Annotated in this window: 21 protein-coding genes; 15 read left to right on the plus strand and 6 right to left on the minus strand. The window is 62.8% G+C overall.

What is annotated here, in order from left to right:
* Positions 1–7 precede the first annotated feature (7 nt).
* Positions 8–1,111 (minus strand): cobalt-precorrin-5B (C(1))-methyltransferase, encoded by a 1,104-nt coding sequence (locus tag VB672_RS06775; RefSeq protein WP_329783416.1) that lies wholly within the window; start codon positions 1,109–1,111, stop codon positions 8–10.
* 71 nt (positions 1,112–1,182) lie between these two features.
* Between VB672_RS06775 and cobA the strand changes: the two genes are divergently transcribed.
* The 11 genes from cobA to VB672_RS06830 all read left to right on the plus strand — a co-directional run bounded on the left by cobA (position 1,183) and on the right by VB672_RS06830 (position 12,679).
* Positions 1,183–1,977, plus strand: coding sequence for a uroporphyrinogen-III C-methyltransferase (cobA, locus tag VB672_RS06780; RefSeq protein WP_329783417.1), 795 nt, complete (start codon positions 1,183–1,185; stop codon positions 1,975–1,977).
* Positions 1,974–3,296 (plus strand): cobyrinate a,c-diamide synthase, encoded by a 1,323-nt coding sequence (locus VB672_RS06785; RefSeq protein WP_329783418.1) that lies wholly within the window; start codon positions 1,974–1,976, stop codon positions 3,294–3,296. Before cobA ends, VB672_RS06785 begins: the two co-directional genes overlap by 4 nt.
* A 328-nt stretch (positions 3,297–3,624) precedes the next feature.
* Entirely contained in the window at positions 3,625–3,828 is a 204-nt protein-coding gene (locus VB672_RS06790; RefSeq protein WP_329783419.1) for a hypothetical protein, read from the plus strand.
* A 188-nt stretch (positions 3,829–4,016) separates the two neighbouring features.
* On the plus strand, positions 4,017–6,068 hold the full coding sequence (locus VB672_RS06795) for an AMP-dependent synthetase/ligase (RefSeq protein ID WP_329783420.1): 2,052 nt from the start codon (positions 4,017–4,019) through the stop codon (positions 6,066–6,068).
* Positions 6,065–6,865, plus strand: coding sequence for an ABC transporter ATP-binding protein (locus VB672_RS06800; RefSeq protein WP_329783421.1), 801 nt, complete (start codon positions 6,065–6,067; stop codon positions 6,863–6,865). The genes VB672_RS06795 and VB672_RS06800 overlap by 4 nt, the downstream gene beginning before the upstream one ends.
* Before the next feature lie 11 nt (positions 6,866–6,876).
* A complete protein-coding gene (locus tag VB672_RS06805) occupies positions 6,877–7,833 on the plus strand; it encodes a branched-chain amino acid ABC transporter permease (RefSeq protein ID WP_329783422.1) in 957 nt (318 codons plus the stop codon).
* 13 nt (positions 7,834–7,846) lie between these two features.
* The gene (locus VB672_RS06810) at positions 7,847–8,932 is read left to right on the plus strand and encodes a branched-chain amino acid ABC transporter permease (RefSeq protein ID WP_329783423.1); all 1,086 of its coding nucleotides are present in this window, start codon (positions 7,847–7,849) and stop codon (positions 8,930–8,932) included.
* 73 nt (positions 8,933–9,005) lie between these two features.
* Positions 9,006–10,328: an ABC transporter substrate-binding protein gene (locus VB672_RS06815; protein ID WP_329783424.1), complete on the plus strand. Its 1,323-nt coding sequence runs from the start codon at positions 9,006–9,008 to the stop codon at positions 10,326–10,328.
* Positions 10,329–10,423: 95 nt separating this feature from the next.
* Positions 10,424–11,266 carry an ABC transporter ATP-binding protein gene (locus VB672_RS06820; protein WP_329783425.1) on the plus strand — a complete coding sequence of 281 codons (843 nt, stop codon included), beginning with the start codon at positions 10,424–10,426 and terminating at the stop codon, positions 11,264–11,266.
* 26 nt (positions 11,267–11,292) lie between these two features.
* Positions 11,293–12,525 carry a phenylacetate--CoA ligase family protein gene (locus tag VB672_RS06825; protein ID WP_329783426.1) on the plus strand — a complete coding sequence of 411 codons (1,233 nt, stop codon included), beginning with the start codon at positions 11,293–11,295 and terminating at the stop codon, positions 12,523–12,525.
* Positions 12,518–12,679: a hypothetical protein gene (locus tag VB672_RS06830; RefSeq protein ID WP_329783427.1), complete on the plus strand. Its 162-nt coding sequence runs from the start codon at positions 12,518–12,520 to the stop codon at positions 12,677–12,679. The genes VB672_RS06825 and VB672_RS06830 overlap by 8 nt, the downstream gene beginning before the upstream one ends.
* Positions 12,680–12,996: 317 nt before the next feature.
* Here VB672_RS06830 and VB672_RS06835 read toward each other — a convergent pair whose 3' ends face one another.
* The 3 genes from VB672_RS06835 to VB672_RS06845 all read right to left on the minus strand — a co-directional run bounded on the left by VB672_RS06835 (position 12,997) and on the right by VB672_RS06845 (position 15,455).
* The gene (locus VB672_RS06835) at positions 12,997–13,770 is read right to left on the minus strand and encodes an outer membrane protein (RefSeq protein ID WP_329783428.1); all 774 of its coding nucleotides are present in this window, start codon (positions 13,768–13,770) and stop codon (positions 12,997–12,999) included.
* Positions 13,771–14,139: 369 nt separating this feature from the next.
* Positions 14,140–14,589 carry a sigma factor-like helix-turn-helix DNA-binding protein gene (locus tag VB672_RS06840; RefSeq protein WP_329783429.1) on the minus strand — a complete coding sequence of 150 codons (450 nt, stop codon included), beginning with the start codon at positions 14,587–14,589 and terminating at the stop codon, positions 14,140–14,142.
* A gap of 110 nt (positions 14,590–14,699) precedes the next feature.
* Positions 14,700–15,455 carry a pentapeptide repeat-containing protein gene (locus VB672_RS06845; RefSeq protein WP_329783726.1) on the minus strand — a complete coding sequence of 252 codons (756 nt, stop codon included), beginning with the start codon at positions 15,453–15,455 and terminating at the stop codon, positions 14,700–14,702.
* Positions 15,456–16,067: 612 nt separating this feature from the next.
* Here VB672_RS06845 and VB672_RS06850 point away from each other — a divergent pair.
* From VB672_RS06850 to VB672_RS06865, 4 genes are all read left to right on the plus strand, one after another.
* Positions 16,068–16,730 (plus strand): Crp/Fnr family transcriptional regulator, encoded by a 663-nt coding sequence (locus tag VB672_RS06850; protein WP_329783430.1) that lies wholly within the window; start codon positions 16,068–16,070, stop codon positions 16,728–16,730.
* Positions 16,731–16,878: 148 nt separating this feature from the next.
* Complete coding sequence (locus VB672_RS06855; protein WP_329783431.1) at positions 16,879–17,919, plus strand: Fe(3+) ABC transporter substrate-binding protein; 1,041 nt, start codon at positions 16,879–16,881, stop codon at positions 17,917–17,919.
* An 81-nt stretch (positions 17,920–18,000) separates the two neighbouring features.
* The gene (locus tag VB672_RS06860; RefSeq protein WP_329783432.1) at positions 18,001–19,785 is read left to right on the plus strand and encodes an ABC transporter permease; all 1,785 of its coding nucleotides are present in this window, start codon (positions 18,001–18,003) and stop codon (positions 19,783–19,785) included.
* Positions 19,786–19,875: 90 nt separating this feature from the next.
* Positions 19,876–21,012 (plus strand): DJ-1/PfpI family protein, encoded by a 1,137-nt coding sequence (locus VB672_RS06865; protein ID WP_329783433.1) that lies wholly within the window; start codon positions 19,876–19,878, stop codon positions 21,010–21,012.
* A gap of 78 nt (positions 21,013–21,090) precedes the next feature.
* Here VB672_RS06865 and VB672_RS06870 read toward each other — a convergent pair whose 3' ends face one another.
* Both VB672_RS06870 and VB672_RS06875 read right to left on the minus strand, forming a co-directional pair.
* Positions 21,091–21,771, minus strand: coding sequence for a 3-oxoacid CoA-transferase subunit B (locus tag VB672_RS06870; protein ID WP_329783434.1), 681 nt, complete (start codon positions 21,769–21,771; stop codon positions 21,091–21,093).
* On the minus strand, positions 21,771–22,505 hold the full coding sequence (locus tag VB672_RS06875) for a CoA transferase subunit A (protein ID WP_329783435.1): 735 nt from the start codon (positions 22,503–22,505) through the stop codon (positions 21,771–21,773). The genes VB672_RS06870 and VB672_RS06875 overlap by 1 nt, the downstream gene beginning before the upstream one ends.
* Positions 22,506–22,624: the final 119 nt, after the last annotated feature.

Consider the following 22,624-nt stretch of genomic DNA (forward strand, 5'->3'; position numbering starts at 1 on the left):
CGCTGCGTCAGGTGACGGGGTGGAACGGCATGCGGCCGACGAGCTGTCCGTCACGGTCGAACACCACGATTTCGAGAGCCACGTCGGCACCGCGCAGGGCCTTCGCGGCGGTGCGCCAGGCATGCTGCGCCACCACATCGCCGAGCGGGAGGCCAAGGCTTTTCGCGGTTTCCAAAACTTCGAGCGCCGTGTTGGCGCCGCGGGCCTGCTCCGCGACGGACGGTTCGGCACCGGCCTCGCCGAGACGCTCGGCCAGCCAAGCGAGATCGACCGCCCCGGAACGGGAATGCAGGTCGAGCAGCCCCTGACCGAGCTTCGTCATCTTGGCGATGCCGCCTGCGATCGTGACCCGCGGGACCGGATTGCGACGCAGGTATTTCAGCATGCCGCCGGCAAAGTCGCCCATGTCGATCAGGGCGTGGTCCGGCAGGTCATAGAGGATCTGCACGGCTTTCTCGGACGTGGAACCGGTCGCTCCCGCCACATGGTCGAGCCCCCCGGCACGGGCGACGTCAATGCCCCGGTAGATGCTGTGGATCCAGGCCGAGCAGGAATAGGGCACGACCACCCCGGTTGTGCCGAGGATCGACAGCCCACCCAGGATGCCGAGGCGTGGGTTGAGAGTCTTCTGCGCAAGCGCCTCGCCGCCCGGAATGGAAATCTCGACGTCGATGTCCATGGGCCCGCCAACGCTGCGCGCCGCCTCTTCCAGGTTGTCGCGGATCATCTGGCGCGGGACCGGATTGATAGCGGGCTCGCCCGGCGGCAGGGGCAGGCCGGCGCGGGTCACCGTGCCGACGCCCTCGCCTGCGCTGAACGTGACGCCCGATCCTGGTGCACCGGCGCGGATGGTCGCAATGACCAGGGCTCCATGCGTCACGTCCGGATCATCGCCCGCGTCCTTGATGACGCCAACCCGTGCGCCGCCGTCACAAGGCTCGTTCATGGCGAGCGCGAACGCGGGCCGAGCGCCGCCCGGGAGCGTGATTTCGACGGGATCGGGAAAATCGCCCGTCTGCCAGCCAAGATAGGCCGCCTTGGCCGCCGCCGTGGCGCAGGCGCCCGTGGTCCAGCCACGGCGCAGCGATCCGGCGGGTTTACTCTCGTCCATATGCCCTCTTACATCGTCCCTATGAATTCCAACAGTCATCCCGTGAATGCCGCTCGGAACCGGAGGCCCGCATGACCTCCCTGTCCCGCCTCTCCCCGCCCTTCGCGCCCGGCACGGTCTGGCTCGTCGGCGCCGGTCCGGGTGATCCGGGTCTGCTCACGATCCATGCGATCAACGCCCTCGCGGCGGCCGATGCCATCGTCTATGACGCCCTTGTCGACCCAGCTGTGCTGTCGTTTGCCCGCGAGGGGGCCACGCTCGAATTCGCCGGCAAGCGCGGAGGCAAGCCCTCGGCCGTGCAACGGGACATCTGCGAGCGGCTGATCCAGCTCGCCCGCGAGGGCAAGCGGGTGCTGCGGCTCAAAGGCGGCGATCCCTTCATCTTCGGTCGCGGCGGCGAGGAAGCACTGGCTCTCTCGGATGCCGGCGTTCCGTTCCGTATCATCCCCGGTGTCTCGAGCGGCCTCGCGTCGCTTGCCATCCACGGCATCCCGGCGACCGTGCGCCGGACGAACCATGCGGTCATCCTCGCCACCGGCCATGCTGCCCCCGACGCGGAGATCGAATGGACGGCGCTCGCCCGTACCGGCGCCCCCATCGTGCTCTACATGGCGGTATCGAACCTCCCATCAATCGTGGCAGGGCTTCTGGAGGGCGGGCTTGCGGGCGATACGCCTGCTCTGGCCGTGCATGGTGCGACCACCGCCAAGGAATGCGTGGTGGAAGGAACCCTCGAAACCCTGCCAAAGCTCGCGAAAGAAGGGATCATCCGCTCGCCGGCCATCGTCGCCATCGGGGCCATTGCTACCTTCCGCTCGGCCATCGCCAATCATCTGCTCGAATTCGGCAGCGAGGCGGCCCAGTGAAGATCGCTCCCGGTCTTCTCATCGCGGCGCCGCGCTCGGGCTCGGGCAAGACGACCGTCGTGCTCGGCCTTCAGCGTGCGCTCGCCCGCCGGGGCCTGCGCGTGCGGGGCATGAAATGCGGGCCGGATTACATCGATCCCGCCTTCCATGCCGCCGCCACCGGTGCGCCGAGCTTCAACCTCGACAGCTTCGCCATGAGCCCGCCGCTGCTGGAAGCCCTTGCATCCGAAGCCGCCCGAGAGGCTGAGCTTGTGATCGCGGAAGGCTCGATGGGTCTCTTCGATGGCATCCGCCAGGAAGCCGGCCGCACCGGTGCCAGCGCCGATATCGCGGCCCTGTTCGGCTGGCCGGTCATCCTCGTCCTCGACGTGTCGGGCCATGCGCAATCGGCCGCCGCCGTCGCGCTCGGTTGCGCCCGCTTCGATCCGCGGATCGAGGTGGCCGGCGTGGTGCTGAACAAGGTCGCCAGCGAACGCCACCTGCGGCTCGTCGAGGACGGCATGGCGCGCATTGGACTGCCGGTCCTCGGAGCCATGATGCGCAACGCGGAACTGACGCTGCCGGAACGCCATCTCGGCCTTGTCCAGGCCAGGGAGACGGACGAACTCGACATGCGTCTCGACCGTCTAGCCGATGCGGCGGAAGCTGCACTCGACATCGACCGGCTCGTCGCCCTGTCCCGCCCGACTCGGATTGAAGGGACTGGCCGCGCCAAGCCCCTGCCGCCACCGGGGCAGCGCATCGCCCTGGCGTCCGATCAGGCTTTCTCCTTCGTCTACCCGCATGTGCTGTCAGGCTGGCGTGGGGCCGGAGCGGAAATCGTGACGTTCTCTCCCCTTGCCGATGAGCCGCCGCCATCCGGATGCGACGTGTGCTGGCTGCCAGGGGGATATCCCGAGCTTCACGCCGGCCGCATCGCCGGGGCCGCGCGCTTTCTCGGCGGCCTGCGCCGTTTTGCCGAGAGCAGGCCCATCCACGGCGAGTGCGGCGGCTACATGGTGCTGGGCCAGTCCCTGGAAGACGGCGACGGCCGGAAGCACCCCATGGCCGGCCTCCTGCCGGTCGAGACGAGCTATGCGAAGCGCAAGATGCATCTCGGCTATCGGGTCGCCCGTCTCGTCGAAGACGGGGTCATGGGGGAAGCCGGGCAACACCTGGTTGGCCACGAGTTCCACTATGCGTCCGTGGTGCAGAGCGACCTGTCGCGAGAGGCTGCCTTCGCGGCGATCACGGACGCGGAAGGCACCGATCTCGGAACTTCCGGTCACCGCCGCGGCCGGGTCACCGGCAGCTTCTTCCACGCGATCGCCGCCGGATGAGGATCGGCCACGGCTTGTCCGTTTGCCGCGAAGGAAGTTCGGCCCCTGAGGTTGAGCGTTCGTCGCACCCTATCCCATGTTAATGCGCCCGTACCCTGGTCGCGATTTCCTCGATGCGCTCGCGGATTGGGAGACGGCATCATGCTGCGGCTCCAGACGAAACGAGAAAACGCCATCGTTTCGCCTCAGCCATCCGTCTTGATCCGCGTCAAAGCCCGGAAGGGGTCGGGGAGAGCATGCAAGCTTGACGGATCGGCACGCGAGATTCCTCGGCGCCTGTGATAGTCCAAGCTCCTGTTCATCGCATCCCGGGATGTTGGAGGCGCTGATGAAAGAAGCATTCCATATCGGACAGCTCGTGCGGATCACCAGGCCCTCGTCGGGCTATCCGGATCGCCGCATCTATTGCATCGTCTGTCTTGTATCGGACAAGAACGACACCCTGGTCTATCGCGTCAAGAATACGGTTGGCATCGAGCACCTCGTGAGAGAGGAGGAGATCGAGCCGGCTGCCCTCACGGCCGTACCATAACCGTTGTGGGCCCAAAGGCGGGCCGGACTGAGCTCTTGCCGTCGCAGGACGTGGGCCGACGCCGTATTAGCCCATGGTAGCGGTGACAGGTACCTTGCCGTCCCCGGACGGGCACGACAGAATACCCTCTAACAAGGCCCGAACGGGCGAGCCGGCACAGATCGGCGGAGGCATGGGGAGCTATCTCCATGCGTCAGAGGAAGCGAAGCCATGCCGCGCATCTTTCCGAGGCGGGGCGGCCAGGGAGGTTGACGTCGTTGACGACGGCTGCAGATGCGCGCGCGGATACATTTCCGAAACTCTTGGCGCGCAACGCGCGCCTCCGTCCGAAGCGCACCGCGTTTCGGCACAAGGATCTCGGAATCTGGCAATCCTGGACCTGGGGTGAGGTTCATCAGATCGTCCGCGCCTATGCCCGCGGCCTGCAAACCCTTGGCCTGAAGCGTGGCGGCAAGATTGCCATCATCGGCTACAACCGCCCCTATCTTTACTGGACCATCTGCGCCGCCCAGTGGCTCGGCGCGATCCCCATCCCGGTCTATGCAGACTCGGTCGCCGATGAGATGGCCTATGTGCTCGCCCATGCCGAGGTGACCCACGCGGCCGTACAGGACCAGGAACAGGTCGACAAGATCCTCTCTGTCTCGGACCAGTTGCCGCAGCTCCAGCACGTGCTCTACGACGAGCAGAAGGGCCTGCGGGACTACGACCACAGCCGGCTCCATTCCATCGAGTCGATCGTCGAGGAGGGGCGCGCAAGGTTGGCGGACGCACAGGAAGCCGCCGCGATCGACCTGGCCCTGCAGGAGGGGCGAGGCTCCGATCTTGCCATCATCCTCTACACCTCCGGCACGACCGGTCGACCCAAGGGGGTGATGCTCACCTCCGATGCGGTGATCGCCGCTGCCGAGATCGGCTGCGACTTCGACAAACTCGACGAAACGGACGAGATCATCGCCTATTTGCCCATCGCCTGGGTCGGCGACCACATCTTCTCCTATGCTCAGGCCATTCTCTCGGGACTGTGCGTCAACTGCCCGGAGAGCCCGGAGACAATCGCGGAAGACCGCCGCGAGATCGGCGCCACTTACGTGTTCGCTCCGCCGCGGGTCTTCGAGAGCATGCTGACCTTGACCATGGTGCGCATCGAGGATGCGGGAGCCCTCAAGCGGCGCATGTTCCACTTCTTCATCAATCACGCCAACAAGGTGGGCGAGAAGATCCTGAACAAGGAGCCGGGCGTCGGCGCCTGGGATCGGCTGCTGTGGAGCATCGGCAACGTGCTCGTCTATGCACCGCTCCGCAACCGGTTCGGCATGACCCGGGTGAAAGTCGGCTACACGGCGGGTGAAGCCATCGGGCCGGAGATCTTCCGCTTCTACCGCTCCATCGGCGTGAACCTGAAGCAGCTCTACGGGCAGACGGAGGCGTCGGTCTATATCACCATGCAGCCCAATGGCGAGATCCGCGCCGACACGGTGGGCCGTCCCGCTCCGCAAGTGGAGATCCGCATCGCCGACAATGGCGAAGTTCTCTACCGTTCACCCGGCGTGTTCGTAGGCTATTACAAGGACGACGAGAAGACCGCTGAAACGAAGACTCCAGACGGTTTCGTGCATTCGGGCGATGCCGGCTTCTTCGACCAGAACGGCCATCTGAAGATCATCGACCGGGCCAAGGACGTGGGCAAGATGCGCGACGGCGCCCTCTTCCCGCCGAAATACGTCGAGAACAAGCTGAAGTTCTATCCGAACATCAAGGAGGCGGTCTGCTTCGGCGATGGGCGCGACCATGTTGCCGCCTTCATCAACATCGACCTCGTGGCCGTGAGCAACTGGGCCGAGCGGAACGGCGTGACCTACGCCTCCTATCAGGAACTCGCCGGTCATCCGCTGGTCTACGACATGATCGAGAAGCATGTGGACGAGGTGAACCGCTCTCTGTCCTCCGAACCACGAATGGGCGGCGCGCAGATCAGGCGCTTCCTGATCCTGCACAAGGAACTGGATGCCGACGACGGCGAGCTGACCCGCACCCAGAAGGTACGCCGCGGCTTCATCGCAGAGCGCTACGCTCCGCTCATCAATGCGCTTTACGACGGCTCCTCCGAGGCCGACATCTCGACCGAGGTCACGTTCGAGGACGGTCGCAAAGGCGTGATTTCCGCACGGGTCAAGATCCGGGACATGAAGCCCTACCCCACAACAGAGCCGGGATCGGTCTTGGAGGCTGCAGAATGAGAGCGCCAGACCATCCCGTCATGAGCAAAGGCGACGTGTTGCTTGCGGTCGAGAACGTGTCGCTGGGTTTCGGCGGCGTGAGGGCGCTCACGGATGTGTCCTTCGACATCCGCAAAAGCGAGATCCGCGCCATCATCGGGCCAAACGGCGCAGGCAAGACCTCGATGCTCAACTGCATCAACGGCTTCTATTACCCGACCGAAGGCCGCATCACCTTCAAGGGCGTCAAGCGCCCGAAGATGCGGCCCTATGTGGCGGCGCGCGGCGGCATCGCCCGGACGTTCCAGAACGTCGCTCTCTTCAAGAGCATGTCGACCCTCGACAACATCATGGCAGGCCGCTCGATCAAGATGCACTCGAACTTCTTCTGGCAGCTCTTCCGCCACGGCCCGGCCATGAAGGAGGAGGTCGAGCATCGACGCTTCGTCGAGGAGATCATCGACTTCCTCGAGATCCAGCACATCCGCAAGACACCCGTGGGGCGGCTTCCCTATGGCCTTCAGAAACGCGTCGAACTCGGGCGGGCCCTTGCCATGGAGCCGGAGCTGCTGCTGCTCGACGAACCCATGGCGGGCATGAACCTCGAAGAGAAGGAGGACATGTCTCGTTTCATTTTGGAGGTGAACCAGCAATACGGGACGACGATCGCCCTGATCGAGCACGACATGGGCGTGGTGATGGACCTCTCCGATCGGGTCGTGGTGCTTGAATACGGGCGCAAGATCGCCGACGGCACGCCGGCCGAGGTCAAGAACGACCAGCGCGTGATCGACGCCTATCTCGGCGTGGCACATTGAAGGGCTGAACGATGGACATGCTCTACAAAGTCGTCGTCGAACCTTTCGTCTTCATGGGCGAGGCCCCGGACCTGCTGATCCAGACCCTCTGGGAGGGCCTCGTCTCAGGCGTGCTCTACGCGCTGATCGCGCTCGGCTTCGTGCTGATCTTCAAGGCCTCGGGCGTGTTCAACTTCGCTCAAGGGATCATGGTCGTGTTCTCGGCCCTGATCCTGGTCGGCCTATACGAGAAGGGCGTGCCGGCCTTCCTGGCGCTGATTCTGGCAGGTGTCGCCATGTTGGTGCTTGCCATGGTGGTGGAGCGCGTGGTGCTGCGCCCGCTCGTCAACCAGCCCGACATCATCCTCTTCATGGCCACATTCGGGCTCACCTATTTCCTGATCGGCTTCGGCGAGCTCATCTTCGGCGGCAATCCGCGGGAGATGATCACGGAACAGCTCTTCCTGCCGCAGGGCACGACCGAGGTGGACATGCTGGGGGGCATGGTGCGCTTCCAGCACCTCGACATCGCGGCTGCCGTCATCGCGTCGATCATGATCGGCCTGCTCGCAGTGTTCTTCTCCAAGACCCGCATTGGCCGGGCCCTGCGGGCGGTGGCCGACAGCCACAAGGCGGCGCTCTCGGTGGGCATCTCGCTCAACCAGATCTGGGTCATTGTCTGGTTCGCCGCTGGCATTGTGGCCCTTGTCGCCGGCATCATGTGGGGCGCCCGCTCGGGCGTCTCGTTCTCGCTCCAGATCATCGCGCTCAAAGCGCTTCCCGTCCTCATCCTCGGTGGCTTCACGTCGATTCCAGGCGCCATCATTGGCGGGCTCATCATCGGGATCGGCGAGAAGCTCGGCGAGTTCTACTGGGGGCCGCTCGTCGGCGGCGGAGTCGAAACCTGGCTTGCCTACGTCATCGCCCTGCTCTTCCTGCTCTACAGGCCGCAGGGTCTGTTCGGCGAAAAGATCATCGAGCGGATTTAGGAGGATTTCTTCAGTGCTCTACCGCGAGGCCGGCCAGTTCAAGACCAATTACGTCGCGGACAGCGCGATCTTCCCTCTGCGCGAGGATCGCATTGGGCTCACCCTCATCATCCTGGCCGCCTATGCGCTGGCCTTCCTCGGCAACAGCTTCCTGCTCCAGGCGGTGATGATTCCGTTCCTGGTGTTTTCGCTTGCCGCCATCGGCCTCAACATTCTCACGGGCTATACGGGCCTCCTGTCGCTGGGCACCGGCGCCTTCATGGGCGTGGGGGCCTATGCCTGCTACAAGCTGATGACCGCCTTTCCGGACGTGAACGTGATCGTCTGGATCTTCGTGTCGGGGTTTTTCTCCGCGGCCATCGGGGCCCTCTTCGGACTGCCCTCCCTGCGGATCAAGGGCTTCTACCTCGCGGTCGCAACGCTTGCCGCGCAGTTCTTCCTGCAATGGTGCTTCATCCGTATTCCCTGGCTCGTGAACTACAACGTCTCGGGGGCCCTCGATGCGCCCCTGCGCACCCTCTTCGGCATTCCGATCATGGGACCGAACGCCACGCCACAGACGCGCTATCTCGTGGTGCTCACCATCGTAATCCTGCTCACCTGGCTCGCCTCCAACCTCGTCCATGGGCGGATCGGGCGCATGTGGATCGCCATCCGCGACATGGATCTTGCGGCCGAGCTCATGGGCATCCGGCCGCTCCAGACCAAGCTCCTGGCCTTCGCGGTCTCGTCCTATTACTGCGGCGTCGCCGGCGCGCTCCTCGTCTTCCTGTGGTATGGCGGCGCGGAATACGACGTCTTCAACATCAACCAATCCTTCTTCATCCTGTTCATGGTGATCATCGGGGGCTTAGGCAGCCTGATCGGCTCGTTCTTCGGTGCGGCGCTCATCTTCATCCTGCCCATCGTGCTCGGCATCGTGCTGCCGGCAATCCTTGAGCCCTTCGGCATGTCGGTCGGCGCCGATGTCATCGAGCATCTGCGCTTCATGATCGTCGGTGCGCTCATCATCTTTTTCCTGATCGTCGAACCGCACGGCCTCGCGCGGCTCTGGCAGATCGGCAAACAGAAGCTCCTGGTCTGGCCGTTTCCCTACTGACGGCGGACCGACAAGGAGACGAGACGGAACAAGAATTCGGCCTTCAGCCGATACAACGGGAGGAAACGCAACCATGTCGTTTCGCAGATTTGGTCTTGGATTAGCCGCCGCGACGATGCTCGCCGGCATGGCCCTGCCTGCCTTCGCGCAGGACTCGGTCTATGTTCCCCTCTTCACCTACCGCACCGGCCCGTTCGCCGGATCCGGCACGCCCATCGCGGACGGCATGCACGACTACCTGCGCATGCTCAACGAGCGCGACGGCGGCATCGGCGGCGTCAAGCTCGTGCTCGAGGAGTGCGAGACCGGCTACGACACCAAGAAGGGCGTCGAGTGCTACGAGGCGGTGAAGGGTAAGAACCCGGTCATCGTCAACCCGTGGTCGACCGGCATCACCCTGCCGCTGATCCCGCGCGCCTCCGTGGACAAGATCCCGATCCTGTCCATGGCCTACGGCCTCTCCGCCTCGGCCCGCGGCGACATCTTCCCCTGGGTGTTCAACCCGCCGGCCACCTACTGGGACGGCCTGTCGATGATCGTCAAGTACATCGGCGAGAAGGAGGGCGGCCTCGACAAGCTGAAGGGCAAGAAGATCGGCTTCCTGCATCTCGATGCCAGCTTCGGCAAGGAGCCGATCCCGCTGCTTCAGGAACTGTCGAAGGAATTGGGCTTCGAGGTGGCGCTTTATCCCGTCGCCGCACAGGACATGCAGAACCAGTCGTCGCAATGGCTTAGCGCCCGCCGCGACCGTCCCGACTACATGATCATGTGGGGCTGGGGCTCCATGAACGGCGCCGCCGTGAAGGAAGCCGTGCGCTCCGGTTACCCGATGGACAAGTTCTACTCGGTCTGGTGGCCGGGCGAGGACGACGCCCGCTCCGGCGGCGCCGGCGCCAAGGGCTTCAAGATGCTCAACTGGCACGCGGTGGGAACGAACTTCCCGGCCATCCAGGACATCCAGAAGCACGTGGTCGACAAGGGCCTCTCCAAGGCTCCGAAGGACAAGGTGGGCGAGCTGCTCTATAACCGCGGCATCTACAACTCGCTGCTGATCGCCGAGGGCATCGCCCAGGCTCAGAAGCTTACCGGCAAGAAGGCGGTGACCGGCGAGGACGTGCGCCGCGGCATGGAGAACATCAAGCTCGATCCTGCCCGGCTGAAGGAACTCGGGCTCGAGGGCTTTACCGATCAGCTCGTTCTTTCCTGCTCGGACCACAACGGTCACCGCGCGGCCTTCATGCAGGAATGGGACGGCACGAAATGGGTCAAGATCTCCAATCCCATCGAGCCGATGACCGACCGCGTGAAGGGTCAGCTCGATGCCGCCGCGAAGGACTATGCCGAGAAGAACGCCGGCTGGCCAAAGCGCACGGAAGCCTGCGACAAGGCAAGCTGACGAACTGACAGGCGTGGGGGGGGGCGCCCCCCCCCCCCCCCCCCCCCCCAGCCCCGCCCCCCCCCCCACGCCTCCATCATCGAGAGGGAGCGCCAATGAGCAGCGCCGTCCGCATGCAAGATCAGCCGGAAGCCGTGGAGATCGTCCTCAATGTCAACAACATCGAGGTCGTCTACGACCACGTGATTCTCGTTCTGAAAGGCGTCTCCCTCAACGTTCCCAAGGGCGGGATCGTGGCGTTGCTCGGTGCGAACGGAGCCGGCAAGACGACGACGCTGAAAGCCATCTCCAACCTGCTCCGCGCCGAACGCGGCGAGGTGACGAAAGGCTCGATCGAGTTCAACGGCGAGCGCATCGACCGTCTTTCCCCCAACGAGCTGGTGCGACGGGGCTGCATCCAGGTGCTCGAAGGCCGCCACTGCTTCGGCCATCTGACCATCGAGGAGAACCTGCTCACCGGCGCCTTCACGCGCAAGGACGGCAACGCCGCCATCCGGCGCGATCTCGAAGCGATTTACGGTTACTTTCCGCGCCTCAAGCAAAGGCGCACGTCCATGGCCGGCTATACCTCAGGCGGCGAACAGCAGATGTGCGCCATCGGCCGGGCGATGATGTCCCGGCCCTCCATGATCCTGCTCGACGAGCCGTCCATGGGCCTCGCGCCGCAGATCGTGGAGGAGATCTTCGAGATCGTCCGCAAGCTCAATGCGACGGAGGGCGTGTCCTTCCTGCTCGCCGAGCAGAATACCAACATGGCGCTGAAATACGCCACCTACGGCTACATCCTCGAGACCGGCCGCGTCGTGATGGACGGCCCCGCGCAGATGCTGCGCGAGAACGAGGACGTGAAGGAGTTCTACCTCGGTGTCTCGGAGGGAGATCGCAAATCCTTCCGCGCCGTAAAAAGCTACAAGCGCCGCAAGCGCTGGCTGGCGTGATGGTTCAGGAAGTCAGGAAATCAGCCTTGCCCGATACGTTCGATAGCCTCGAAACGCGTTCTCCGGCAGAGAGAGAAGCCTCTCTTTTCGCGCGGCTGCCGGAAATCCTCAAACAGGCTGCCAAGGCCCCAGCCTATGCGAAGCGCCTCGAAGGGGTCGATCTCGACGGCATCAGGAGCCGCGAGGCGCTCGCCTCCCTTCCGATCCTGCGCAAGTCGGAATTGCCGGATCTGCAGAAAACCGCCCTGCCCTTCGGAGGCTTCGTGGCCGATGCACTAGGCTTGTTCGGGCGTCTCTTCACCTCGCCTGGTCCGATCTTCGAGCCTGAAGCCGCCATCTCCGACCCGTGGCGTTCGGCGCGCGGGCTCTTCGCCGCCGGCTTCCGGCGCGGCGATGTGGTTCTCAACACCTTCAGCTATCACCTGACTCCCGGCGGCTTCATCATGGATTCCGGCGCGCGGGCTCTCGGCTGCGCCGTCATCCCGGCAGGGCCCGGCAACACGGAGCAGCAATTCGAGTTGATCGAGGCTTATCGCCCGGTGGCCTATTGCGGCACCCCTGACTTTCTGAAAATCCTCCTCGACGGCGCGGCAGCCTCAGACCGGGACGTCTCCTCGATCCGACGCGCACTCGTCTCCGGCGCGGCCTTTCCGAAATCGCTGCAGGACGAGTTCTCGGCGAAGGGCATCGAAGCCTACCAGGCCTATGCCACGGCGGATCTCGGTTTCATTGCTTACGAGACCTCTGCGCGAGAGGGGCTCGTGGTCAATGAAGACATCATCGTCGAGATCGTGCGGCCAGGGACGGGGGATCCGGTGCCGGAGGGCGATGTGGGCGAGATCGTCGTCACGACGCTTGATCCTCATCGTCCCTTCATCCGACTTGCTCTCGGAGACCTGACGGCAGCCATGAGCGGGTCAAGTGCCTGCGGGCGCACCAACATGCGCATCAAAGGCTGGATGGGTCGCGCCGATCAGGCAACCAAGGTCAAAGGCATGTTCATCCGCCCCGAGCAGGTTGCGGAGATCAGCCGACGCCATCCCGAACTGGGCCGTCTGCGCCTCGTCGTCACTCGCGAGGGAGAAGCGGATGTCATGACGCTCATGGCTGAAACAAACGAACCCAGCGACGCCCTCTCGGCCGCCATCAGCACGACCCTTCACTCTGTTGCGAAGCTGAAAGGGCTGGTGGCGTTCGCTCCACCCGCGAGCCTTCCGAACGACGGCAAGATCATTGCGGATGAGCGGCGATATGATTGAAGCGCTTCTTTCAGAATGGCAATTGCGTTTTGCGGGAATGCAAAACAACTGGAGCCAAGATGCCTTGAACCTGAGACTCATGCTTCATAAGCTCAAGCTTGCAAGTGATTCGGATCAAAAAGCCAGGAATTACAAAAAGAAAGAGCACCCGTAAGGGTGCTCTCAAGGTGTCCGGCCGTAGGGGCAAAAATGACCGGAGATGCCAATAAACGCCCATCCTCGAAGTTGGTTCCAAATTTTTTCTGAAAATTTTACACGTGAGCCCACACCTCATTGAGGTCACGTTTTCTAAGTCTAGGGCTGAGCTTCCCGTGGGGGCAAACACGGGCCGTGGCCGCGACCACAGATCCTTCAAAGGACAGGGTCGCGGCCATTTTCTTTCCTAAAGCTTGGCTGTTCAACTTCAATATCCGGACAAATGAAAAGGCCCGGAGGATCTCCGGGCCTTTCCGGTATTCTCAAGACCGATACTCAGTACGTGCCGAACTTGAAGTTCAATTTGGCGCGAGCAACGAAGAAGTCGTTGTCGTCGTTGCCGACATCGGGTGCGAAGATTTCGATCGGCGCTCCGCCTGTCGGTGTAAACGTACCGACAAAACCATTGCCGAAGTCGTCATCGTCCTCATCGAAGCTGAGCCACAGACCCTCAATACCGAAGGTGACTGCCGAAGAGCCGAACCAGTTGACTGGCAGAGCCCATTCGACACCGCCACCCGCAACCCAACCGGTGGTGTCATCCGAATAGGCCAGACCGCCTGTGGCGTAGATCAATACGCGATCGATCGCCACACCGGCGCGGGCACGGACTGTGCCGAACCAATCCGACAGATTGCTTCGGAATTCACCAGGCACGAAAGTGCCAGGCGCTCCGGCAGGAATGAACGCAACATTCTCATCCTGATCGGTATCGGCCCATTGGATGTCGGTCTCAAGACCAATCACGAAGGAGCCGATCTGGTAGTTGTAACCGATCTGAGCACCGCCGGTGAATCCGCCGTCACCGTTGTCTGGGAAGAACAGAGTACCCGGAACCGCACCACCCAGAATGACAGTTTCCTGGTCGCTGTCACGCCAGCCCCAACCGGCGTTCACACCAGCATAGAAGCCGGTCCAGGTGAAGATCGGCGCCGCAACAATTGGAGCCGGAGGCGGTGCCTGACTGGGCAGATCGGCAGCTGAGGCAGCGGCTGCAGCAAGCGTAACGCCTGCAACCCCTGCAAGGAGGCTTAATACGCACTTTCTCATAACCGTAACCCCTTGGTGTGAGGACTCACGGGAAAAACTTACGCCTGTTCCGCTTGGGAAAGCTATTGCAAAGGGGCAACACCTACACATTCGATTAGTATTCAAGGCACTCAAAAGTAGTACTACTTTTGATATAGAGAATTTTGTCCAATAATGCAGAAAATAAGTCTCTTAACAAGATCTTTAAAGCCATTTGACATTACTTTGCAGCCATGTCCTAATGATCATGTTTTCGGCTTGACAACCGAAGGCGAGGAGATCACTCAACCCTGCCCTCTGGGCGGGGTTTTTTCTGGAAAATTGTTGCCCTCGCCCATCGTGCTCATCGGAAGCCGGATCGGCAAAAAGACCCGCTTACGGGTCCGCTCTTCAGAGATCGCCCAGAAGCAACTGCGCCTGATTGCCCGGCTTGAGTTTCGGGCTCTTTTTCTGAGATGAAGTGACCGGCTTGATCGCGCGATGCTCAGGCCGCTTTCGAGCGTCGCCGGCGGTCATTCGCGCCTTGGCCTTGTCCCTCGCGACTGCCTCTGGCGAACTCGGATCATCGTGGAGCCACTTACCGCGCTTGATGACTTCGTTCACCCGCCCCTGATTGACGCCGAGCTGAAAGGCGATTTCCTGCTGCGTCATCTCCGTCGTTCCGTGGAGTTCAAGAATCCGCCGGGCGAGTTCAGGCGTCATCTTCCGCCCTGCGATACGGCGGGCCGGAGCCACCGACCGTTTGGTGCGATCCCGCTCCCGAAGCTTCTCCAGAATGGCAAGCGCCATGTGCATTCCCTGCTCGCGCAGGGCATCCTCGAATTCCTTGAGCGTGGTCAAATCGAACGCACTCCTTCGAAGAGATGAAACTTTAACGGCCTCTCGCAATCCGATTGTCTGTTGGTTCAACGGCTACGCTGCACCTTGGTTGCACCGCAGGCCGTCGGGCCTCACTCCTCCTCGTCCTTGCAGGGCCAAGTTTTCGGCAGCGTAAGACCGGCAGGAAGCTTCGTCTGCGCAGTCCCGCAGGCGATGTCGACCTGAGCCTGGGTGAGACCGCTGGCCCCGCTCAGATTCGCACCGCCGAGTTGGGTCAGATACAGATACGCGCCCGTGAGGTTCACGCCCTGCAAGTCCAGGCCATCGAGCCGGGCTCTAGAGAGATTGGAATAACTGAAGTCGACACCGGTGATCCTCGCGCTTTGAAAAAGGACCCGCGCGAGTTCCGCCTTTGACATGTTGGCGTCCGAGAGATCCGCCCCGCTGAAATCCGACCGGTTCAATTCGGCCTTGCTGAAATTTGCCCCTTTGGCTTTGACCTGGGCGAAATTCGAGCGGTTCATGTCTGCCGCGCTGAAGACGGCTCCCGTGAGGTTGGCCTGCCCGAAATTGGCCCGCCAGCCCAGCGCCTTGGTGAAATCCGCCTTCGACAGATCGGCCCCCTCGAAGCGAGTACGGCTGACCTCCGTTTCACTTAGATTGGCCCCAGCCATCTTCGAGGATGCAAAGTCGCTCAAGGTCAGGAGGGAGCGCTGGAAGACAATCCCGGTCAGATCCTCGTTGGTCAGCATGAGACGTGCCTTGGAGCATCCCGACCAGTCGACACCGGGACCGGGTCCATCCTGGCATTTGGCCCAGGCCGGCCCGGCGCAGGCGACAGCGGCGATCAAGGCTCCTGCAATCTTCACGCGGACGCGCCCCTCCATGACTTCCACTCACGTTCCTCATTCAATAACTAGGCATCGCACCCGTCAGGAGGAGCCCCATCGGTGGATCTTTCGCAATGTAAGATGCAGAAATATAGCTGCATTTTGCGCGGTGAACGATGTGTCCCTCAAAAATCCGGAACTTTGATAGAAGACTCGACTCCTACACCTTATGGTCTAGCTTCTGGAACGATCTTTGTGGAGTAACAACATGCGCCCTACCGTAAAGTTTTCTGCTGCTGTGCTGGCCGGGCTCGCCTTGAGCGGCTGCGTCGCCTCTACGGCACCTGTCGGCGTCCTGCCGCGCGATCCCGTCCCTCCCCCTCCTTCCATTTCGAGTGAGACGCCAAGGCGCTCCGCCACGGCACAGGCGGGCGGCCCCTCCCAGCGGCGGGGCCTGAGCGTCCCTGGGCAAGCCTCCGCTCCCCGGCCCTGACCTTCCCAGTCATCTTGTCGACGGGCATCGGGTGCCAGCAAGCATGCCGATGCTTTCGTTTCGGCCTCGGTACCCTCCCAAAGAACCGTTCAGACTGCGCCAATGCGTAGCTGGCGCGGTTTCCTATCCTGGTGCTATATGCCGTAACGATAGATCAGAATACGGGGATCAGGACGATGACTTGGTTTGAGGCAATCGGCTGGCTGGGGGCCGTGCTTGCGGTCACAGGCAGCGCGATGAAGACGATCATCCCGCTGCGCTGCATCGGGATTGGGGCGAACATTTGCTCCCTGATCTTCTCCTCCTTCACGGGCAACTACCCGAGCCTCGTCGTCAACCTGATCCTGCTGCCTTTGAACGGCGTGCGTCTCTACCAGATGCTGGGCCTCATCAAGCGCGTGAAGCATGCTTCGAAAAGCGACCTGTCCATGGAGTGGCTCAAGCCCTTCATGACCCGCCGCAAGACGAAGACAGGGGAAGTGCTGTTCGCCAAGGGGGAGATTGCCAATTGCATGTTCTTCACGATCTCCGGACGCTATCGGCTGAAGGAGATCAACATCGAGCTTCTTCAGGGGCAGGTCGTCGGCGAGATGGGCTTCATGTCCCCGAGCAACACGCGCACCCAGACCCTCGAATGTCTGGAAGCCGGCGAGGTGTTGAGCATCTCCTACGATGAGGTGCGCCAGCTCTATTTCCAGAACCCTGAATTCGGCTTCTACTTCCTGCGCCTGACCAGCGAACGTCTCTTCTCGAACATGGAAAAGATGGAAGACGAAATCGCCCGTCTTCGTGCGGCATTGCCGGAGGTCCAGACGGTTCAGAAAGCCGCTTCAGCTTAGAATGGCTATAAGAAAGATCCAGTTTAGAAATCTTACAAGGTATTGAAATCGCTCTATTTTCAATTGACGCGATGTCGTGATCATGGTTCCTCCAGCATCAACGGGGAAGCGCGTAATCGCGTGCCCGAGACGGTTGCTGGAGGAATGCATGATGGTGAACTTTTCGTTTGGACGCGGGCTGCTCTTCGGTGCAGCGGTTCTCGGCACCCTGGCAGGATCGAGCCTCTCGGCCTCCGCAGAGGAAGTCCTGAACATCTACACCACCCGCGAGCCCGGCCTGATCAAGCCTGTCCTCGACGAGTTCACCAAGGAGACCGGCATCAAGGTCAACACGATCTTCATCGCCAACGGTCTTGAGGAGCGCATCCGTACCGAGGGCCAGAACAGCCCTGCCGACCTGATCATCACCGTCGATATCGGACGCTTGGCAGCCGCGAAGGATTACGGCGTGACGCAGCCGGTGAAGTCCGAGGCGCTCGAAAAGGTCATTCCGGCGGCCTACCGCGACCCGGAAGGCCATTGGTTCGGCATAGCCCTGCGCGGTCGCGTCGTCTACGCCTCCAAGGAACGCGTGAAGCAGGACAAGATCACCTATGAGGAACTCGCCGACCCCAAGTGGAAGGGCAAGGTCTGCATCCGTTCGGGCCAGCACCTCTACAACATCAGCCTGATTGCCGCCATGATCGCCCACAAGGGCGAGGCGAAGGCCGAAGAATGGCTGAAGGGCGTGAAGGCCAACCTCGCGAAGAAGCCTTCCGGCGGTGACCGCGAGCAGGCCAAGGACATCCTGGCCGGCGTCTGCGACGTCGCCGTCGGCAACACCTATTACGTCTCGCTCATGCGGAACGGCAACGATGCCGAGCAGAAGAAATGGGGCGAAGCCATCAACGTGATCCTGCCGACCTTCGAGGGCGGCGGCACGCACGTGAACGTTTCGGGTCTCGCTCTGGCGAAGAACGCCCCCAACAAGGCCAATGCCGTGAAGTTCATGGAGTACATGGTCTCGGATGCATCCCAGCAGATCCATGCGGAAGCCAATTCCGAATATCCGATCAAGGCCGGCATCAAGATCCACCCGACCATCGCGTCCTTCGGCGAGCTCAAGGCGGACAACATCCCGATCGCCGAGATCGCGAAGCTGCGCAAGAAGGCCAGCGAACTGGTCGACAAGGCCGGCTTCGACCAATAAGACGAAGGGTGGCTTGAAGAGCCGCCCTCTCCTCATTCCAAGAGGCGCCGCCGGTGACGGCGGCGCCGTTTCCATTTGACCGTGATCGCGAAAACCCAGACCGCATTCGGCCGCTCGTTTCGGCGAAAGGCGCAGCGCCTTCCCTGGTGGCTCTCGGCCGCCGTAGCCCTAATCGGTCTGCTGGTTCTCCTGCCGCTTGCCGCTCTGATCGGCATTGCCGCGGAAGGCGACGCGGAAATCTGGCCGCATCTCATCGCCAACGTTCTGCCGGCAAGCACTATCGATACTCTGGCCTTGCTGGCCGGGATCGGCATCGTGGCTGGCTCCATGGGCGTCACGACAGCTTGGCTCGTCACCGCGCACCGCTTCCCGGGCCGGAGCCTCCTGGTATGGCTGTTGCCGCTGCCCCTCGCGGTGCCGACCTACATCACGGCCTATATCTACGTCGAGGTCTTCGACTCCGCCGGCCTCGTGCAAATGGCCCTGCGCGAGTTCATGGGCTGGAAGTCGCGAACCGATTACTGGTTTCCGGAAATTCGCTCGCTCCCGGGCTGCATCCTCGTGATGTCCGCGGTGCTGTATCCTTATATCTACATCGCCGCGCGGGCGATGTTCCTGACGCAGAGCGCAAGCCTGCTGGAAGTGGCTCGAACTCTCGGCGCCAGCCGCATCAAGCTCTTTCGCATCATCGCACTTCCCCTCGCCCGCCCTGCCCTTGCCGTCGGAGTGTCGCTGGCGCTTCTCGAAGCCCTGAACGATATCGGCGCCAGCGAGTATCTCGGCGTGCGTACGCTCACCGTGTCGGTCTACAATACGTGGCTCAATCGCGGCAGCCTGCCGGGTGCGGCGCAGATCGCCTGCGTCATGCTTGCTTTCGTGATCGGGCTGATCCTGATCGAGCGCTACGGCCGGCGTGACCGGCGCTATGCCGCATCTGCGAAACGACACCGCACTGTCCATCCCGTTCCGCTGCTCGGCGTGCGCGGCTGGGTCGCAACGTTGCTCTGCACCATGCCGGTCGTCCTCGGCTTCTTTCTGCCGACGGCGTTCCTGCTGCGCGAAACCGTTCGCGGCAGCCTCTTCGATCAGTTCAATACGGATTTCCTCGCTCATTTCCTGACGACGATCGGACTTTCTGTCCTTGCCACCTGCGCGATCCTGGTCCTTGCCGTCGTCCTGGTCTCGGCCGCTCGCCTTGCGAAAACTTCCCTGACCAGGGGAGCGCTCTTCGTGGCTGGCCTGGGCTATGCGGTTCCCGGAACGGTTCTGGCCTTGGGACTGATGACGCCGCTGGTCGGGATCGACAATCTCATCGGAACCGTATGGCGCAGCCTCACCGGAGAACGCCTCGGCCTCCTGCTCATGGGAGCTGCCGGCGGCATCATCATCGCCTACGTGATCCGCTTCCTGTCGATCGCGACCGGCTCGCTCTCGGCCGGGCTGGATCGGGTCTCGCCGAGCCTCGAAGATGCGGCGCGCACTCTCGGTGCGTCGCGCAGAGAAATGATATGGGCGATCCAGATCCCGCTCATGCGCCCCGCCCTGGCCAGCGCCGCCCTGCTGATCTTCGTCGATTGCATCAAGGAACTGCCAGCAACCCTGCTGCTGCGGCCTCTCAACACGGAAACGCTCTCGACCCTTGTCTACACCTATGCATCGCGGGGCCGCTTCGAGGACGGATCGCTCGCGGCCCTCGTCATTGTCCTCGTCGGCCTCCTGCCGGTCATCCAGCTCGTGCGAAGCGCCGAGGCCCGACCGAAAGTGGCGGAGAGCCCAAGCGGTTCGGCATCCGGGTCCACGAAACCAGGGATCGGGGCTGACGGTGCAGATCCACTTCGACGCCGTCCCGTCACGATAGAGCTGTGAAGAGACGACGGTGCACAGTGGGATGAAGTGGACCGCATCCGGAACACGACTTAGGATGATCCACGGCAGGCTCATCGGAGTATGAGTGGCATGAAGAAGCGGCTTCTCTTGTGGAGCGGTTTGGGCGTCGCCGCACTCCTCGCGACGATCGGTGCGATTTGGATCTTGTCCCTGCCTGCAGCGCCGGATGTTGGCGCCGCGCCGCCGGTTGCGAAGGAAGAGGCCGATGCCATGCTCGCGGCCTTGAAGCCTCCCAAGCGCCAGCGCCCCCTCATCGCGGTCATCGGCATCAACGATGCGACCGAGACCACCGATTATCTCATGCCTTACGGCATCCTCCGGCGTGCCGATGTGGCCGATGTGGTGGCGCTCGCAACGAAGCCAGGCCCTATGACGCTTTATCCCGCGTTCAAGGTCGTGCCGGACATGACGGTCGCGGACTTCGACGCGCGGCACAAGGATGGCGCCGATTACGTCATCGTTCCCGCCATGAGCCGGGACGATGACCCGGTCGTGCTGCAGTGGATCAGGAACCAGGCCGCCAAGGGTGCGATCGTCGTTGGCGTTTGCGCCGGCGGCAAGATCCTCGGTGCTGCCGGAATGCTCGATGGCAGGCGGGCAACGACCCATTGGTACTACCTCGACGAGTTGCGCGAAAAGCATCCGGCGATGCTCTATGTCGCGGACCGTCGTTTGGTCGTCGATCGGGGCGTTGCGACGACGACGGGGATCACGGCCTCCATGCCGATGGCGCTCACCTTGATCGAGGCCATCGCGGGTCGGAGCAAGGCGGAGGCGGTCGCCCGCGACCTTGGCCTTCCCCGGTGGGATACACGCCACACGAGCGACGCCTTCGCATTCACGCGGCCCTTCGCGCTGACGGTCATCGGCAACACGCTCGCCTTCTGGAGCCGCGAGCAGCTCGGCATCGACCTTCGCCCCGGCGCCGACGAAGTCTCCCTTGCCCTGGCGGCCGATGCCTGGTCGAGAACCTATCGGTCACGCGCGGTGACATTCGCCCGGACGGATGCCGCGCTGGAGACCCGCAGCCGAATCCGCATCATCCCTGACAAGGTCGCAACGAGCTGGTCGGCGGAGCACCTTCTGCCGGCGATCGGGAGCCAGCGGCCGGCCGAAGCCCTGGATCACGCCCTCCAGGCCATTGCTGCCCGTTACGGATCGGCCACGGCCGATCTCGTGGCCATGCAGCTCGAATATCCGAGATAGTGCCTCTCCCCCTGCGGGATGAGAAAAGGCCCCGGACATAGCCCGAGGCCTCAACGGAGATGCTTCCTCAGCCTCCGATCAGGCCGCGTCGGACTGGCCGCCGTTCAGGGCTACCTTGAAATCAGCCTGGGTCTTAGCCTTGATCTCGTCCACCGTAACGCCGTCCGCCAGCTCGATCAGGGTCATGCCCGAGCCGCCCTTCTTGTCGATGGAGAACACGCCGAGATCGGTGATCACGAGATCCACGACGCCGGTTCCGGTGAGCGGCAGGTTGCATTCCTTCAGGAGCTTCGGATCCTCCGAGCCGTCCTTGGCCTTGGCCACGTGCTCCATGACCACGACGACGCGCTTGACGCCCGCCACGAGGTCCATGGCGCCGCCCATGCCCTTCACCATCTTGCCGGGGATCATCCAGTTGGCCAGATCACCGTTCTGGGCCACCTGCATGGCGCCCAGGATCGACAGGTCGATATGGCCGCCCCGGATCATGCCGAAGGAATCGGCAGAGGAGAAATAGCTCGTGGTCGGCAGCTCGGTGATCGTCTGCTTGCCGGCATTGATGAGATCCGCATCCTCCTCGCCCTCGAAGGGGAACGGTCCCATGCCGAGCATGCCGTTCTCCGACTGGAGCTGCACGCGCATGCCTTTGGGGATGAAGTTGGACACGAGCGTCGGGATGCCGATGCCGAGGTTCACATAGTAGCCGTCGCGCAGTTCCTTGGCAGCGCGCTCAGCCATCTGGTCACGGGTCCAGGCCATCAGACTTCCTCCCCTGCTCCGGCAGGCGCAGCCTCGGCGCGCTTGCGGGTCGTGCGTTGCTCGATGTGTTTGACCGGGTTCGGCACATGCACCATGCGCTTCACGAAGATGCCCGGAGTGTGGATGCAGTCCGGATCGATCTCGCCGGCCGGCACCAGATGCTCGACCTCGGCGATGGTCAGCCGGGAAGCCGTCGCCATCATCGGATTGAAGTTTCGAGCGGTCTTGCGGTAGACGAGGTTGCCTTCCGTGTCGCCCTTGAAGGCATGGACGATGGAGATGTCGGCAAACAGTCCCGTCTCCATGACGTATTTCTCGCCGTTGAACTCGCGCACCTCCTTGCCCTCGGCAATGAGGGTGCCCACGCCGGTCTTGGTGTAGAAGGCCGGGATGCCCGCCCCGCCGGCGCGGATGCGCTCGGCGAGCGTGCCCTGCGGGTTGAATTCCAGCTCAAGCTCGCCGGAGAGGAATTGCTGGGCGAACAGCTTGTTCTCGCCCACGTAAGAGGAAATCATCTTGCGGATCTGCCGGGTCTCCAGCAGGCGGCCGAGACCGATCCCGTCCACGCCCGCATTGTTGGAGATGAAGGTCAGGTCCTTCGCCCCCGAATCACGGATCGCCTCGATCAGCGCCTCCGGGATGCCGCACAGGCCGAAGCCGCCGGCCATGATGGTCATGCCGTCCTTGACCACTCCGGCCAGCGCTGCCCGCGCATCGCTGTAAACCTTATCCATCAAAACCTCTCCCCATGGGCATATTCATGCTCGTTTGAAGAATCCTTCGGCAACGGCTTGCGACGTTTTGGCCGCGGGCCGCTCAGGTACGAATGGCGGCCACCCTGCAACTTGGCCTC

Origin of the sequence: Microvirga sp. CF3016, assembly GCF_036314085.1 — a bacterium.
In the GTDB taxonomy this organism is placed as follows: domain Bacteria; phylum Pseudomonadota; class Alphaproteobacteria; order Rhizobiales; family Beijerinckiaceae; genus Microvirga.